A 16,477-nucleotide genomic window follows, 5' to 3' on the forward strand; every position below is an offset into this window, starting at 1 on the left:
TCTATCCTCTGATTGCCCAGCGTTTTTCTAAGTGGGACATTAAGTAGGATAACGGCAATGTCAAAATTAAATAAAAAATTCCAACAATAATGTAAGTATCAAATGTAATAAAAGTTGCATTAGCGACTAAATCGCCTTGATACATTAGATCTAATCCAGCAACCATGGCTAAAATAGATGAGTTTTTGATCAAGTTAATAAATTGCCCGCCAAGTGGAGGAATCACAATTTTAAACGCTTGTGGTAAAACGATAAAACGCATGGTTTCTCCATAAGAAAATCCTGACGATAAACCTGCCTCCATTTGCCCTTTAGGAACTGTTTGAATACCCGAGCGAACTGTTTCAGCGATAAACGCCGATGTGTAGATAGTTAATCCAATTGTACCTGCTTGAAAGCCATCAAAAGGCAATCCATATAGAGGTAAGACAACGTAGAAAAACATCACAATAATTAATAACGGAATATTTCTAAAAAATTCAACATAAGCTTTCGCTAAATTTTTAATAAGTTTATTTTCAGATAGCTGTAAAATCGCCATTAAGGTTCCGATAATTAAACTAAAAATCAATGCTATTACACTTGAAAAAATCGTGTATTTAAATCCTTCAAAAAATAAATCCGCATTGTCTAGAAATAACTGAAACATCTTATCTCCTCCTTATTTCTATTAATGTATTTAAATTTCTGAAAAGCGAAATTTAAGTCTGATTGAAATGCCGTATACCATTCCACTAATCTTATTCTTAGTTAAGTGGAACTGGCATCCTTATTTCTATTAATGTATTAAGCTATTTCGTTTTAGTGTATTTAAATTTCTAAAAAAACGAAATTTAAGTTTTATTTTCTCTTCGCATACCATCTCACTAGCCTGTAGTTCCTAGTAAGTGAGACTGGCAAATTTAAGTCTGATTGAAATGCCGTATACCATTCCACTAATCTTATTCTTAGTTAAGTGGAACTGGCATCCTTATTTCTATTAATGTATTAAGCTATTTCGTATCAATATGCAAATAATCGGTAAAATCATAAATGAAAGTTTATTGTACTTTCCCACTTTCATCATCTGGGAACCATTTTGCATAAATTTCATCATAGGTTCCATCATCATGCATTTCTCTTAGCGCTGCATTAACTGCATCTAAAAAGTTTTCTTGCCCCTTATTAATAGCAATTCCATAAGGCTCTTCAGTAAAGGTCTCTCCAACTAAATGATAGTTAGGATTTTCGCTAGCCATCCCTAAAAGAATCGCATTATCAGTTGTCATTGCATCTCCTTGACCTGCTTGAAGAGCTGTAAAAGCTTCGGCATAGTTTTCTAATTCAAGAATCTGTGCATCTGGTGACGCTTCACGGATATTCACTGCCGAAGTAGAACCTTTAACTGCTAGCACCGTTGTATTTCCATCTAAATCTTCTAAACCAGTAATCGGACTATCCGTTTTTACTAACAGAGATTGCCCTGCATCAAAATAGACGTCGGAAAAATCAACTTGTTTTTTTCGTTCTTCTGAAATGGTCATTGTTGCGATAATGGCATCAATGTTTCCATTTTTCAAAAGAGGAATTCTCGTTTTAGATGTTACTTCAACAAAAGTTGCGTTCCCATCTCTACCTAGAATTTTTTCAGTGATTGCTTTAGCCATGTCAATGTCAAATCCCTTTACTTCTCTAGAGGGAATATCCATTAGCCCAAACAAACGGGTATCATTTTTTACACCCCAAACAATTTCATTTGAATTTTGACTAGTCTCCAAAATATCTAAGTCTGCTACACTTTGACTTTTACAAGCTGATAAAACCAAAGTGAATAATAATAGAACAAGATAGGAAAAAAATGTTTTTTTACGCATCGCTTTTCCTCCTAATGATTAATTACTTTACTTATAAATTGCTGTGCACGTTCTTCTTTCGGATTTTCAAAGAATTCTTTCACATTGCGACTGTCTTCTAAAACTTGTCCATCTGCCATAAAAATTACTCGGTCGGCTACTTCCCGAGCAAATCCCATTTCATGAGTAACAACAATCATTGACATTCCTTCTTGAGCAATTTTTTTCATTACATCTAAAACATCCCCAATCATCTCTGGGTCAAGGGCTGATGTTGGTTCATCAAAAAGTAACATATCTGGTCGCATAGCTAGACCACGTGCAATTGCCACACGTTGTTGTTGTCCACCAGATAACATCGATGGATAAGAATCTTTTTTGTCTAACATCCCCACTCTATCTAATATCTGCTCTGCTCTTTTGTTTGCTTCTGTATCACTTTCTTTTAACACTTTAGTAGGTGCCAGTGTGATATTTTCAAGAACTGTCTTATTCGGATACAAATTAAAATGCTGAAAGACCATTCCTATATTTTTACGAATCTCAGTTAACTTAGTTCCTTTGCTGCGAATATCTTTCCCATTTACAAGTAGCTGACCAGAACTAATTTTTTCTAAACCATTAATTGTTCTTAACATCGTACTTTTTCCAGAGCCTGATGGACCAATAACAACTACCACTTCGCCCTTCTCGAACTCTAAATTAATGTTTTTCAATGCATGAAATTTTCCATAGTATTTTTCAACATTTTTAAATTCAATCATTGACATTTTTTCACGCTCCTTTTCAATTATGAGACATTTTTAATAATAGCCTAATGAACATTATAAACTTGAAAATAAAAATTTGTAAAGTTTTTTACGAAAAAGTACCTTTTTCACAATATTGATGACATTCTGATGTCACATGTTTCCCTTTGTCATGTATAGAAAAAATAAATGGTGATAAATGAGAACTCTACTTAAATTATCTAGTTTTCAAAATCTTGAATCTATATTTTTTGTACCGAGTTATAGATAAGTACTTCTTCTACAATTTTTTATTGAAAAAAAAGAGAAAAGATTGTTTATTTCACTTAAAAAAGGTAAGATTGGCTATAGACTATAAAAAAGAAAAGGTGAAGAACTTGAATACTATTCTTACTGGAGACCGTCCTACTGGAAAACTACATTTAGGACATTATGTTGGTTCATTAAAAAAACGACTAGAGATGCAAGACGATCCAGACAGTACATTATATGTAATGATTGCGGACGTACAAGCATTAACTGATAATGCAAAAAATCCAGAGAAAGTTGCTGCAAATATTCTTGAAGTAGCATTAGACTATCTTGCAGTTGGCTTGGATCCATCAAAAACAAACTTCTTTATTCAATCACAAATTCCACAAATTGCTGAATTAACTATGTTTTATATGAATTTAGTTAGTGTAGCTCGTGTAAGAAGAAATCCCACAGTAAAAGCAGAAATTGAACAAAAGAGTTTTGGTGAAGGCGTTCCAACGGGCTTCTTTGTCTACCCTATTTCGCAAGCTGCCGATATTACTGCTTTTAAAGCAAACCTCGTTCCAGTTGGTGATGACCAAAAACCAATGCTAGAACAAGCTCAAGAAATCGTTCATAGTTTTAACTCCACTTATGATAATGTTCTAGTCAATCCTAAAGGAGTATTCCCTCCTAAAGGAATGGGTCGTTTACCGGGAACCGACGGAAACGGAAAAATGAGTAAATCTTTAGGTAATGGCATTTACTTAGCCGATCCTGCTGATGTCGTGCAAAAGAAAGTCATGAGTATGTACACTGATCCAAATCATATCCATGTACAAGATCCAGGACAAGTCGAAGGAAATATGGTTTTCACCTACCTTGACGTGTTTGGAACAGATAAAGAATACATCCAAGAATTGAAAGACCATTATCGTCGTGGTGGTTTAGGGGATGTGAAAATCAAGCGTTACTTAATCGAAGTTTTAGAAGCTGAATTGGGACCTATTCGTACACGTCGCGAAGAGTACGCTAAAGATCCAGCAGCTATCATGGAAATGTTACGCAAAGGCAGTGAAAAAGCTGAAAAAGTCGCTGCTCAAACCCTAACTGAGGTTAAATCTGCTATGGGAATTAATTATTTTGGATAACTAAAAATATTCAAATCTACGAAAAATAATAGAAAAAGAACTAAAAGTGATTTTTCACTAATAGTTCTTTTTTTTACTTAGTTTTCCCATGCAAGATACGAATAATATCAGCACCATACTTAGCTACTCGTTTATCACTAAATCCTTGAACATTCATTAATTCATCAATCGATTTAGGCATTTTTAGAAGCAAATCATCCATGTCTTTATTACTAAAAACATAAAAAGCTCGGATATTTTCTTCTTTTGATTTTTCTAGTCTGTATGTTGTTAATAACTTTTTCAAATTTTCTTTATCAATTTTTGGCTCAACTATTTTAAAATGTTCGTATTTCTTATCATACATTTTATCATTCTCTTGATGTATTGCTAAATAAGATTCTGCCCATTCCTTTAAATCTTTATCATTAAAAATTGAATTTTTGGATACTGCGTCTACATTTTTTATATGTTGAATTAGTTGATCTACTTGAACAACCACAGATTTCACTTCATCTGTTGCCTCTTTATCTTTAATAATCATTGAAGGATTAGTCATAACAACCACTGATTGATATCTTTCTTCAGCTAATATTTTTCTCAAAAATTTAAGTATAAAATATTCATCTTCTTTTTTTCTTACTTTTTTGAGTACTTCTATGTGACGATTATTTTGAGTAATCGGCGAATAAATTTTACCATATTTATTAGGATAAGGAATAAAATCTCCTCGATTGTTTATCACAATTGTCCCGTATAAATTTTTAGATTCTATAACAAAACAATTTTTTCTGGTAAAAACTAAAAAATCAATCTGTGTCGAAGAATCTCCATGCTCTATGTAAAAATCATGTATGACATACATCGGTAAATGGCTATTTCTTAATTCAAAAGCTATATTTTTTTCGCCTTTAATTCCATTTTTAATATTTTTTATATCATTAGCGACTTGCTTCTGCCCAGTTTCTGTCAAATTACGAGATAGTGATTCTAGGAAAGCAATTCGTCTATCTTGCTCATAATTTTCTTTCAGAAAAATAGGTGTTGAAAGTTTATTAAACATTTTCTCACTCCTTTTATTAAGGGTATCATACTTAATAAAAAAAGAACATCCCATTTTCATGAGATGTTCTTCTTAAAAACCTATCTAATCACAGCTCCAACTGTTTCAGTCAATGCCTTTGTCACTTTATCCATTGCTCGATTGATTTCTTCATCTGTCAATGTTGCTTCTGGATTTGAGAAGGTCAAGCTATAAGCCAATGACTTATGCCCTTCTTCAATGTTTTTCCCTTGATAGACATCAAAAATTTCAACCTTAGTCAATAATTTACCTGCTGCATTAGTAATTGTTTGAACAATTTCTTGATTCGAAATTTCTTCCTTCACAAGAAAAGCAATATCTCGAGAAACTGATGGAAATTTGGAAACTTGTGCATAGACAAGTTTCCCCGCATCTGAAGCTAATAAAGCTTCTAGATTTAATTCTGCTACATAAGTTTCTGGAATATCATAAGCTTTAGCAACTGATGGATGTACTTGACCGACAAAACCAATTTTTTCTTCACCCAAATAAATAGTTGCCGTACGACCAGGATGCATGTCTTTCATTTCATTGGTCTTTTCAAAAGTTACTGCATCTTGCAAGGACAAGGTAGCAACTAAGTTATCAACCACACCTTTTGCATGATAAAAATCGACTTTTTCAGCCTTCCCTTGCCAATCTTTGTTTGTCCATTCTCCTGACAAAGCAAAAGCAATGTGGTTTTCCTCCGTTGGTAAGGATGTTTTAGGATCTTGATTTTGATAAAACACTCGGCCAACTTCATATAAGGCTAACTGAGTATTTTTACGAGCCACGTTATAAGCTACAGCATCCAATAATCCACTAATTAAATTCAAACGTAATACTGCACGATCTTCTGTCATTGGCCAGTCTAAACGAGTTGGTTGGCTGTCTTTCATCATAAATGATGTTGATTTTACTTCGGTAGTTAAGGCATAGCTAATCGCTTCGCTCAAACCATTTCCTTCTAACAGACTACGAACTTTACGAGTTAAACGTTGTTCACGAGTTAACGCACCAGCAACTGTTTCTCCGCTTGGTAAAGTTGATGGTAAATTATTGTAGCCATAAATACGAGCAACTTCTTCAATAATATCGGCTTCAATTGAAATATCCCAACGTCTTGGCGGTACAGTAACCACATAATGAGTATCCTTTTCACTATAATCAAAACCTAATGCTTCAAAAATGCCATTGACCTCTTCAGTCGTCAACTGTGTACCTAGGTAGTCATTAATTCGTTCTAAACTAATTTCAACGTCTACTGATTTCGCTTCAACTTCAGAACCTTTGACCGCTCCTTGTAAAACTTCTCCTCCTGCAAGTTCAGCAATCATCGCTGCCGCTACATCACAAGCTTCGCTAATAGTCGCTTTATTAATCCCTTTTTCGAAACGTGAAGAAGATTCACTACGTAAGTTGAATTGTTTTGAAGTTTTACGAATTGATAAAGCATCAAACAAGGCTGCTTCTAAAGCAACAGTTGTCGTTGTTTCAATGATTTCAGAATCTAATCCACCCATCACACCAGCTAAGGCAACTGGTTCTTGCCCATTTGTGATTACAATATTTTCTGGAGAAAGTACTCGAGTTACTCCATCTAAAGTAATCAATTCTTCTTTTTCTGTTCCACGACGAACAACAATTTCTTGACTTCCTAATTTATCGTAATCAAAAGCGTGTAAGGGTTGTCCAAATAATAACAAGATATAATTTGTTACATCAACCACATTATTAATCGGGCGAATACCAGCATTCATCAAAATATTTTGTAACCATTGTGGACTTGGAGCAATGGTTACATTTTCAATCACACGAATTTGATAAGATGGTGTATCTGTCTCATCTTCCACCGTAACTGAGATTTTTTCAGCTGCAGAGCGACTCACTTCTGTTAAGACTTCATCTTTGAAAGTTGGTACTTGATTATAAATAGCACCGACTTCGTAAGCAACTCCTCGCATACTTAAAGCATCTGCTCTATTTGGTGTAATTGATAATTCAATGATCGAATCATCCATGTCTAAATATGAGAATACAGGGTCACCTGGGACAGCGTCCGCTGGTAAATATTGAATTCCTTCCGCATACTCTTTAGGAATAACACTATCTGAATAGCCAATTTCTTCTAATGAACAAATCATACCGTTCGATACTTGGCCACGCATTTTGCCTTTTTTAATTTTTACATTGCCAGCAATTCTTGAATTTGGTAAAGCAACAATTACTTTGATCCCAGCTTTAACATTTGGTGCACCACAAACGATTTGTGATAGCTCTTCTTCTCCGATATTCACTTGGCAGATATGCAAGTGATCTGAATCAGGGTGATCGATACATTCTACGACTTCCCCAACAACAATTTTTTTCAAGCCTTCAGCTGGAACTTCTACTGCTTCTACTTCAATTCCTGTTACTGACATTTTATCTGCCAATTCTTGTGGTGACACCTTTGATAAATCAAGATAGTCATTTAACCATTTATATGAAACTAACATTTATTTTATTCCCCCTTGAACTGATGAATGAATCGCGTATCGTTTTGATAGAAATTACGGATGTCATTGACGCCATATCGTAACATCGCAATTCGGTCTGGTCCTAATCCAAATGCAAAACCAGAGTATTTTTCTGAATCAATGCCAGACATTTCTAGAACGCTTGGATGAACCATTCCGGCACCTAAAATTTCAATCCAACCGGTATGTTTACATACATTACAACCATCTCCACCACACTTGAAACAACTTACGTCTACTTCAACAGAAGGTTCTGTAAATGGGAAATAACTTGGACGTAAACGAATTTTACGATCAGCACCAAACATTTTTTGCATTAAGGCTTCCAATGTTCCTTTTAAATCCCCCATTGTGATATGTTCATCCACAACCAAACCTTCAATTTGATAGAATTGGTGACTGTGAGTCGTGTCATCTGTGTCGCGACGGAATACTTTCCCTGGAGAAATCATGCGTAATGGACCTTGAGAAAAGTCATGTTTTTCCATTGTACGTGCTTGGACTGGTGAAGTATGGGTACGAATCAAAATTTCATCAGAAATATAGAAGGTATCTTGCATATCACGAGCTGGGTGATCTTTAGGCAAATTCATGCGTTCAAAATTATAATGATCCTGTTCCACTTCAAAACCTTCAATGACTTGATAACCCATACCGACAAAGATATCTTCAATTTCTTCCATGATTTGTGTTAAAACATGACGAGTTCCTTGAAGCATTTGTTTTCCTGGTAGAGTGACATCAATACTTTCTTCTTCCAAAGCTTTATTCATTGCTGCTTCTTCTAAAGCGACTTTTTTCTCTTCAATTTTTTGTGTTAGTTCATCGCGAATTTCATTGGCAAAGCTCCCAATTTTTGGTCTTTCTTCAGCAGAAAGATCTTTCATTCCTCTTAAAACCTCTGTAATTGGTCCTTTTTTACCAAGTGTTTCCACTCGAATTTGATTCAAGACTGTTAAGTCTTCAGCCACAGTAATTTTTTCAATTGTTGCTGTTTTTAATGCTTCCAGTTTTTCCTGTAAAGACATTTATTTTGCCTCCTATATATTTTTATTTAGGCTATAAAAAAACGAGACACCGCTCCCTGTAAAGGAACGATGTCTCGTGTTACCATCCTATTTCGTGACAAATGATCACGCACTTAATTGATTAACGATAGTGATTACCGAGAATTTTATACAAAGTAACGTAGTACTTCAAAAATTCCAAGCTCCAGAAGTGAATTTCATTTTTCGAACCAGTCATTGCTTTCAGTCTACGGCAAATCTCCCTGTTACTGTTTCAACCAAATTACTTGTTTCTATCAACGCTTTTTACTTATCCAATTGATTGTTAGTTTACTAGAAATAAAACAAGAAATCAACAACATTCTTCTTCGGTTACCCAATCATGACTCCAATTTTTGACAGATTCTAAAGCTTCATTTAAAGCAATTCCCTTTTCTGTCAACTGGTACAAATTGTCAGCTTTCATCACAATACCTTCTCGCTCTAATTCTTTTAATCGCTCCGTTAACACACGATCACTTAGCATTGGGATTTTTTTAGCTAAATCGACAAATCGTTGTTCACCTTCTTGAAGCAACACATCAATGATTAGACCATTCCACTTTTTTCCTAAAATTGAAAAAGCTTTTTCAAATTTTGGACAAAGGGTATAACTTGATTTTTGCATTTCGATCATTGGCACTCACCTCTTCACAAAGTATTATACCACAAAACTTAAAAATTCTAGGTTTAGCGAACTTCATCTTTTAAAGAAAGAAGTTTTTGTGCATTTAACAAGACTAAATACGTCTCACTGACTGGTTTTCCTAGTCCTTCCTGTAATGCTTCTTTATACAAGCGTAATTGTCCTTTGTATTGATTAACTAGCTTTTGCTCCCCTTGCTCGCCATGAACTCCATCTGTTTTGAAATCATAGAGAATAATATGATCCTCCAATTCAATATAACCATCAATAATTCCGTGGACTAGCAATTCAGCATCCGCTTCATCAAAATCTAAGAAAATCTTGCGAGCATCTTTTAACATAGAAAACGGTTGTTCGCGATGAACTTTTTCTGCTTGGCTTAAAATTTGTTGCCCTAATGCTGTTTGATAAAACCAAACAATCGAGTCTAAATTTATTATCTCGGCTAATTTTTCATCAATCACTTGTTGACTCACCAATTCTGTCAACCGAGCAGTCACACTTTCCAAAGTTGGTGTAACATCTAGTGGTAGTAGCTGTAATAAGGTATGGGTGGCACTTCCGATAGCAGTCGCATCTAATTGCTCTTTTTGTAAGAATTTTGGTTTAGCCAATTCATCAGAAACATATCGAAACATTTGCTGGCGGTTTTGTTCCAAGGTACTTTCCCATGATAATTTGACAATCTCTTGTTCATCTGGGTCATTGTACAAACGTTTCATCTCAGAGACAGATTGATAACTAGTGGTCATGGTTGATTTTTTTAGTGGATAAACAAACTCAAGACGTTCCTTAAAGTCATTTGTCTCTTCAAATGCTACATTTACGGTTTCTGTTTTTTGCGTTTTTGGTAGTGCTTGGATTTCTTCAAAAATCTGCTGCTGATTCCACCAATGAATCGTAAACTGGGCTTCATGAAAAATTGGATGATTCGTTTCAACTTCGTCATAGACAGCCTTCATATCTGGATGGCGAACTAATGTCATTCCTACCCAATCTAATAAGTTACCTCTACCGGTTAATCGTAAGGAGGCATCCAAAACTGTTTCCTCTTGGCTTAAGGCTATTTTCCATTTATTGAAAGCTTCTTCTTTATCTTTGTATGAACCTACTAAAAACAGTTTTTGTTCCGCTCGAGTAAAAGCAACATACAGCTTTCTCATTTCTTCTGACAAAGCTTTTTGAATACGCACACGTTTAATGGCTTGATAAGGCAAAGTATCAAAACGCACCCGTTCTGGATCGACATATTGAACACCCGCACCTAAGCCCTCTTCAAAAATATATCGACTACGAAAATCTTGATAATTAAATTGTTTAGTAGTGTCTAATAAAAAGACTACTGGAAATTCTAAACCTTTACTGGCATGCACAGTCATTAAACGTACCGCATCCTCTGCTGAAACAGCTAATGGTTCTGCTAAGTCTTTATCTTTTTCCTGCATTTTTTCGATAAAACGAATAAATTGATACAGCCCTCTAAAGCTAGTGTTTTCATAACTTTCTGCTCGATTTGCTAAAGCAATTAAATTGGCATAACGTTGACGCCCGGAAGGTAAACCTACAACATAATCTAAATAAGCCGTTGTTTCATAAATTGACCAAATCAATTCCGTTAAGGAACGTCTACGTGCCATCTCTCGCCAATAATTTAGATTTTCGATAAAGGCAGCCAAACGAAGAGCTAAATCATCGTCTTCAGCTAGATACAGCAGAACTGCTTCATAATAATCACCATTTTTTTTCATTAAACGAATAGCCGCTAATTCCTCTTCGTTCAATCCAACAATTGGAGAACGTAAAACCGATGCCAATGGAATATCTTGGTAAGGATTGTCAATAATTTGTAGCAATGAAACCATCGTTTGGATTTCTGTTGCTTGAAAATAATTTTGCGCATCATTGACTTCTAAAGGGATAGAAAATTGCTTAAAGATATCCATTATCACTAAATTATTTTTACGAGTAGGAGTCAGTAACACAATATCTTTATACGTAATTGGACGATTGCTTTTACTTTTTTTATCATAAATTTCAAACTTATTTTCAATTAGTTCTTTGATTTTTAAGGCAACAACGTGTAGCTCTCCCTCAGTCTTATCATCTACAATTTCAGCATCGTCTTCCAGTCCTTTTTCAAACAATAAAAGCTCTGTATGAAACTGGTCACTTTCTGGAAAATGAGGAAATCCCGGAATCAAAGCTGCTGCCTCGTCATAAGGAATTTGCCCAACTTCTTCATCCATTAATTGTTGAAAAACTAAGTTAGTGAATTGCAGCACTTCCCAACGAGAACGGAAATTTTCTGCAAGAACGATTCTTCTGCCACCTGTTTCTTTTTCAAATGCCAAGTATTTATCAATAAATAACGTTGGATCTGCGAGACGAAAGGCATAAATCGACTGCTTGACATCTCCCACCATAAACATGTTCCCATGTGTATCATCAGGCTCTCTCACCCAGTAAAGAATCGCTTCTTGCAATCGGTTGACGTCTTGGTATTCATCCACTAAGACTTCTTCAAATTTATTACGATAGTAACTTGCTGCTTCACTTCCCTTGCCTGTGCCTTGCAAAATTTGCAAAGTAAAATGTTCCAAATCATTAAAATCTAAAACACCTTTATCCAACTTTCTTTTTTGAAAATTTTTCATAAACAGCGAAGTAACTCTTGCCATTTCTTCAACAATAGGTTTTGCATGATCCATTAACTTCAGCATTTCCTCTGGGGACTGCGGAAAAAATTCTTTTACTTGATCGACTAAAGCAATGGCTGCTTCGCGATGAGGCTTAATATTGGCAGAAAGTTCTTTTTGTTCCTCTTTTCTAAAACCGGGATAACGTCCAAAATTTAAGCCTTCTATTTGAGCAAATGCTTGATCCAATTGATCCTCTTTGAAAAAATTCTGTAATCGTTGAACTTGTTCTAAATTATCTGTTAATAGTTGTTGCGCTTTTTCAACCACTGGATCTTGAGCGTTATCAACTCCTATTTCTAGTTCTTTCACAGCTCGTTCTAAAGAATGTAAAATATAAGGCTTTAATTGCTCAGTATACAGAGAATTACTTGCTAAGCCTTCGTCTGTGTCATAATTGTCTGCCAGATGAGCTAACCATTTCACAGGATTAGGATTTGCTCTAGCAAAAGTGTAAAGAGACATCACTAAATCTGTCAAACCCTCATCTGATCGATCATTGGAGAAGTTTTCGGTTAATTGATAGAAAAGCTCTTCTTGGTTCTCGTAACAACTATCTCTTAATTCACTCCATACTTCTTCTTTTAACAATAAATTTTCGGTTTCGTCAGTCAACATACGAAACACTGGATCTAAATCAATTAAGAAGTAAAAACGACGAATCACAGTTAAACAAAAAGCATGTAAAGTAGAGATATTTGCCATTGGTAACAAGGTTAACTGCTTGGTAAAATGATTTCTCCGCTCTTGATCACTTTCCTGATTAATCGCTTCTTGTAAAGCAACTTGAATACGCTCCTTCATTTCTCTAGCAGCAGCTTCTGTAAAGGTCACAATTAATAATTGATCCACATTACTACCATTTTTTAGTTTTTCGATAACTCTTCGGACTAAGACTGTCGTTTTTCCTGATCCTGCCGAAGCAGAAACCAATAAGTTATCACCTTTATCAAATACAGCTTGCCACTGTTTGTCTGTAAAATTTTCATTTTCAGGTTTTAAAGGGATCTTATTCATGTTCTTCCTCCCTCATTCGTTCAATAATCGTTTCTTTTGATAGATTTTCTATTCGATGATAATCATTTTCTTTCAGCATGACATCAAAATTACACACGCTACGGAAAGGACAAAATTGACAAGCTCTTTTCTTATCTTTCATTTTGTAGGACGGATTTAACTCAATTTCTCCCGACAAAATTTTATTGCCACCTTCCATCATTTTTTGACGGTTATGTTTACGTAGTAGCTGAATTTCATCTTCCGAATAAAATTTCCCACGACTTTGACTTATTTTTTGAAGTTGCTCATTTTTATCCTTACGAATTGGAAAAAGAATCGACGCTTTACTACGTTCTAAGGTATCATCATAAACTGGGAAAATTTCTGAATCATCTACAAAGAGACCATCATACTTGTATTTCTTTAATCGTTCATTTTCATTGTTTTTTTGACCATCTAAAACAGGATTATGAACATGGAAATAATAAGCTCCCGCAATTTTCGCATCTGGACGACCAATTAACTCGACCGCATCATTTAGAGCCACGTCTAAGTAAGTAATCAGTTGCATTGCTAAACCATAATAAGCTTCGGTCAAATCAAATTCTCGATTGCTTGATTTATAATCAATGACTGATAACCAAGGTTGTCCATCAACTAAGGCCATATCCACACGGTCAATTTTTCCTCGTAAATGAATTTTGCCACCAGATTCTAAAGGTAAGTCTAATCCTGAAATTCCTAAGCTTCCAGCAATTTGTCCAAAAAGTACTTCCGTTTGAACGGGCGTTAACTTGGTTTTTTCTCCTTGCTTCTTCAGTGCCCAAGTCACTCGTTGGATGGTTTTACTTAATTGGTAGCGAATAAAATTCATGCGAGCGGAACGATTCAATAGGTCATAACGAATATCTCCAAAAATTTCCTGTAGCACTTGTTCCACAAATGTTAATCGTTGCTTTTCGGTTAAATCAGCTAAAGATAGCTTCTGCTGAATAAGTAAACTTAAGAATTGATCCAACGCATCATGGAAAAACTCGCCAGTAACAGCAGGATTTAAGCCATAAACATCTCGTTCTTGCAATCGCAAGCCATAACTTGCAAAATATTTGTACTCACATTGATAAAATGTTTCCATTCTAGAAATAGAACTATGAATGTCGGAACCATATAAAGCGATTGCTGTTTCTTTCGGTAAAGAAACAGGTTCGTTCTTATGATGTTGACTAGCCAATACTTGTTCAGCTAAAGAAGCAAACTTAGAATTTTTCAGCTGCTTCTCGAGTTGTTTCCAACTAGCCGATAACTGAATATTTTCCTCTTGTGCTTGTCTATTGAGATTATTAATTTGCCGGATTAAGCTTCGGTAAGTTCCCACATACAAATCCGGTGCACTAGTAATTGCCAATGCTTGGCGGTTTTGTACAGTGACATCTGTCCACTCAACAAGACGTTGCAAATAAGATGAAATTTTAATATTTTGTTGGGTATCGTAATTTGCAGCATAGCTTAAAAATAACTTTTCTTTCGCAGACAATAAAACATTGTAAGCAACAAAAGGTTCATTTCTAACTGTTTGCCCTACTCGATCATGCAAAAATTGATTCTCTTCTAATAACTGATTCAACTGTTCGCGTTCTTCTGTTGAGAGTATACTTTTATTTTCGACTTTTCTTGGAAAAGCTGTTTCATTTAAACCAATTGCAAAGGTGACTTTGGCTTGTAACGGTCGTGCTAAATCTAGAGGATTGATTTTCACTTGATCAATCGCTGTTGGGATTTTCCCAAAAGTAACATTTTCTAATCCACTTGATAAAATTTCCTCGAATAAATTGTAATCGAAAGGATCTTCGCCATATATTTCAACATATTCATCTAGTAAATCCATCAACGCTGACCATGTTTGTTCGTGATTTCTAGCTTCTTCAAGATTTCCTCTTTCTACTTCTTGGTTTCTCCAATGAATCAGTTGCTTCTCAATGCCGATTGATATCAAAAGTTCATAAAAAAGAGTGACTGCTTCCTGAGTTGTTTTTACCTCTTTGACTGCCTTAAAAAAGCTAACGATGTCTCTTCTAAAAGCTCGACGTACTTGATTGGTTTGTTCTTTAGTCGTAAGTGTATCTTCTAACTGCTCTTCCTCAAAATTATATTCAATTAACTGCCAGTCTTTTTCTTTGGTCCAATCACTTCCTTGAAAATCATGCGACAAAGCTTTATTTTCTGTAATATCTACAGCATGACGAAATTCATCTCTACTTACTAGCCAATCTTGATTGTCAAATTCAGTGGGGATATACAATTCCGTTCTTAAAAAACGAAACACATCAGATAAGCGGTAGTAATACTTATCTAAAGCAAATAAAGCATGGATAAATTCGACCAGTGGATGCTGCTCCATCTTCCGATTTTCATCTAAATAAAAAGGAATTTCCAATTCATCAAAAACAATCGGAATCAGTGAATAATAAATTTCAGGATTCAGTGTAAGCAACTGAATGTCACGGTAACGAATGGGTTGATTAGTTTTTGCCGTTTCCATCACTAAACGCCGAATTTCTACCCCGATTTGACGTAGTTCCTCTTCTGGTGTTTCTACTTTCCAAATCTCTAAGAAATCAGCCAATTTTTCTGAAGGAAGATATTTGCCAACTTGAGTTTCACGCCAACATCTTTCCAATTCAAGATAGGGATTGGAAAGATTCAAACGCTCTGTCTTTTTATCAAATAAAACAGGAATTTGACGACTGCCTGCAAAATTTTTCAACTGGTAATAGGTTTCTTTAGAATCATAAAATAAATCTAGGTTGTCTACCTGTCGAATATCATCTATATATAAGTCCACACCCAAATGACTTTTTTCCATTAAAACTTGTAACAATGTCTGTTCTTGCGCTGAAAAACTAGAAAAACCCGTGACGATAAATAAATAATTCTCTAATTTTACATTTTCATTTTGAACAGTTGGATCAATTTTACTTAAATAATCTGTCAAAGTTGGGATTGGTTGTTCAATTTGTAAATTTCTTGAAATCAATTCATTCTCATAAGCAGTAAAAATCAACTGGATTTCTTTCATTTTCAGTTGAAAATCCTGTTCTTTATGTTCTTCTGAATCAATAAATGCTAATTGGGATAAATGAACGTTTCCCGTTTGAAACTCACGATACAGCTCTATTAACTCAGCGATAAAGCCCGCTTTGGAGACCTCTCCACGAAATATTACTAAGTCATCAGCAATCATTTCTAACACTTTTCGCATAATCAAAGCCGATCCCACTTCAGAAATGACCTTGCCACCATAATCGCCTGTTCGCTGTAAAAAATACCAGGCTAAGCGGTTAAAACTGTAAATCTGACTACGAATTGATGTAAAGTTTGCTTGTTGCTGACCTTTTTTTAACTCTAATAATATTTCTTGTTCTCGTTCAAATTTATTGTAGTTCGGTACCAAAAAAAATACTTCTCTTTCTGGTTGCTCTAACCACTTACTAGCAAGTGAAAGAACCGCTGCTTGATGATCCCCACTCCCTGTTCCAGTAATAAATTGTAAACTCAAGAAA

The 16,477-nt window shown here is 35.0% G+C and carries 10 protein-coding genes and 1 other annotated feature; of the genes, 1 reads left to right on the plus strand and 9 read right to left on the minus strand.

The features are described 5' to 3' along the window. Window position 1 precedes the first annotated feature (1 nt). From AC4BBX_RS03075 to AC4BBX_RS03085, 3 genes are all read right to left on the minus strand, one after another. A complete protein-coding gene (locus AC4BBX_RS03075) occupies window positions 2–649 on the minus strand; it encodes an amino acid ABC transporter permease (protein ID WP_490455006.1) in 648 nt (215 codons plus the stop codon). Window positions 650–1,040: 391 nt separating this feature from the next. After that, window positions 1,041–1,853, minus strand: a complete 813-nt coding sequence (locus AC4BBX_RS03080) for a transporter substrate-binding domain-containing protein (protein WP_490455007.1) — start codon at window positions 1,851–1,853, stop codon at window positions 1,041–1,043. A gap of 11 nt (window positions 1,854–1,864) precedes the next feature. Then, the gene (locus AC4BBX_RS03085) at window positions 1,865–2,602 is read right to left on the minus strand and encodes an amino acid ABC transporter ATP-binding protein (protein ID WP_490455008.1); all 738 of its coding nucleotides are present in this window, start codon (window positions 2,600–2,602) and stop codon (window positions 1,865–1,867) included. 356 nt (window positions 2,603–2,958) lie between these two features. Here AC4BBX_RS03085 and trpS point away from each other — a divergent pair, with 356 nt between their 5' ends. Continuing rightward, entirely contained in the window at window positions 2,959–3,966 is a 1,008-nt protein-coding gene (gene trpS / locus AC4BBX_RS03090; protein ID WP_490455009.1) for a tryptophan--tRNA ligase, read from the plus strand. Between the two features lie 73 nt (window positions 3,967–4,039). Here the strand turns inward: trpS and AC4BBX_RS03095 are convergent, their stop codons facing one another. The 6 genes from AC4BBX_RS03095 to AC4BBX_RS03120 form a co-directional block, all read right to left on the minus strand. Next, window positions 4,040–5,008 carry an NERD domain-containing protein gene (locus AC4BBX_RS03095; RefSeq protein WP_490455010.1) on the minus strand — a complete coding sequence of 323 codons (969 nt, stop codon included), beginning with the start codon at window positions 5,006–5,008 and terminating at the stop codon, window positions 4,040–4,042. Window positions 5,009–5,088: 80 nt separating this feature from the next. Continuing rightward, entirely contained in the window at window positions 5,089–7,509 is a 2,421-nt protein-coding gene (gene pheT, locus AC4BBX_RS03100) for a phenylalanine--tRNA ligase subunit beta (RefSeq protein ID WP_490455011.1), read from the minus strand. Window positions 7,510–7,514: 5 nt separating this feature from the next. Continuing rightward, window positions 7,515–8,558, minus strand: coding sequence for a phenylalanine--tRNA ligase subunit alpha (gene pheS / locus AC4BBX_RS03105; protein WP_490455012.1), 1,044 nt, complete (start codon window positions 8,556–8,558; stop codon window positions 7,515–7,517). A gap of 59 nt (window positions 8,559–8,617) precedes the next feature. Next, window positions 8,618–8,846 (minus strand) — a binding site (T-box leader). 43 nt (window positions 8,847–8,889) lie between these two features. Next, complete coding sequence (locus AC4BBX_RS03110) at window positions 8,890–9,213, minus strand: winged helix-turn-helix transcriptional regulator (protein ID WP_490455013.1); 324 nt, start codon at window positions 9,211–9,213, stop codon at window positions 8,890–8,892. 53 nt (window positions 9,214–9,266) lie between these two features. Then, the gene (gene addA / locus AC4BBX_RS03115; RefSeq protein ID WP_490455014.1) at window positions 9,267–12,935 is read right to left on the minus strand and encodes a helicase-exonuclease AddAB subunit AddA; all 3,669 of its coding nucleotides are present in this window, start codon (window positions 12,933–12,935) and stop codon (window positions 9,267–9,269) included. Further along, the gene (locus AC4BBX_RS03120; RefSeq protein WP_490455015.1) at window positions 12,928–16,473 is read right to left on the minus strand and encodes a PD-(D/E)XK nuclease family protein; all 3,546 of its coding nucleotides are present in this window, start codon (window positions 16,471–16,473) and stop codon (window positions 12,928–12,930) included. The genes addA and AC4BBX_RS03120 overlap by 8 nt, the downstream gene beginning before the upstream one ends. Window positions 16,474–16,477 lie beyond the last annotated feature (4 nt).

The organism is Enterococcus sp. AMC1157 (assembly GCF_058216555.1).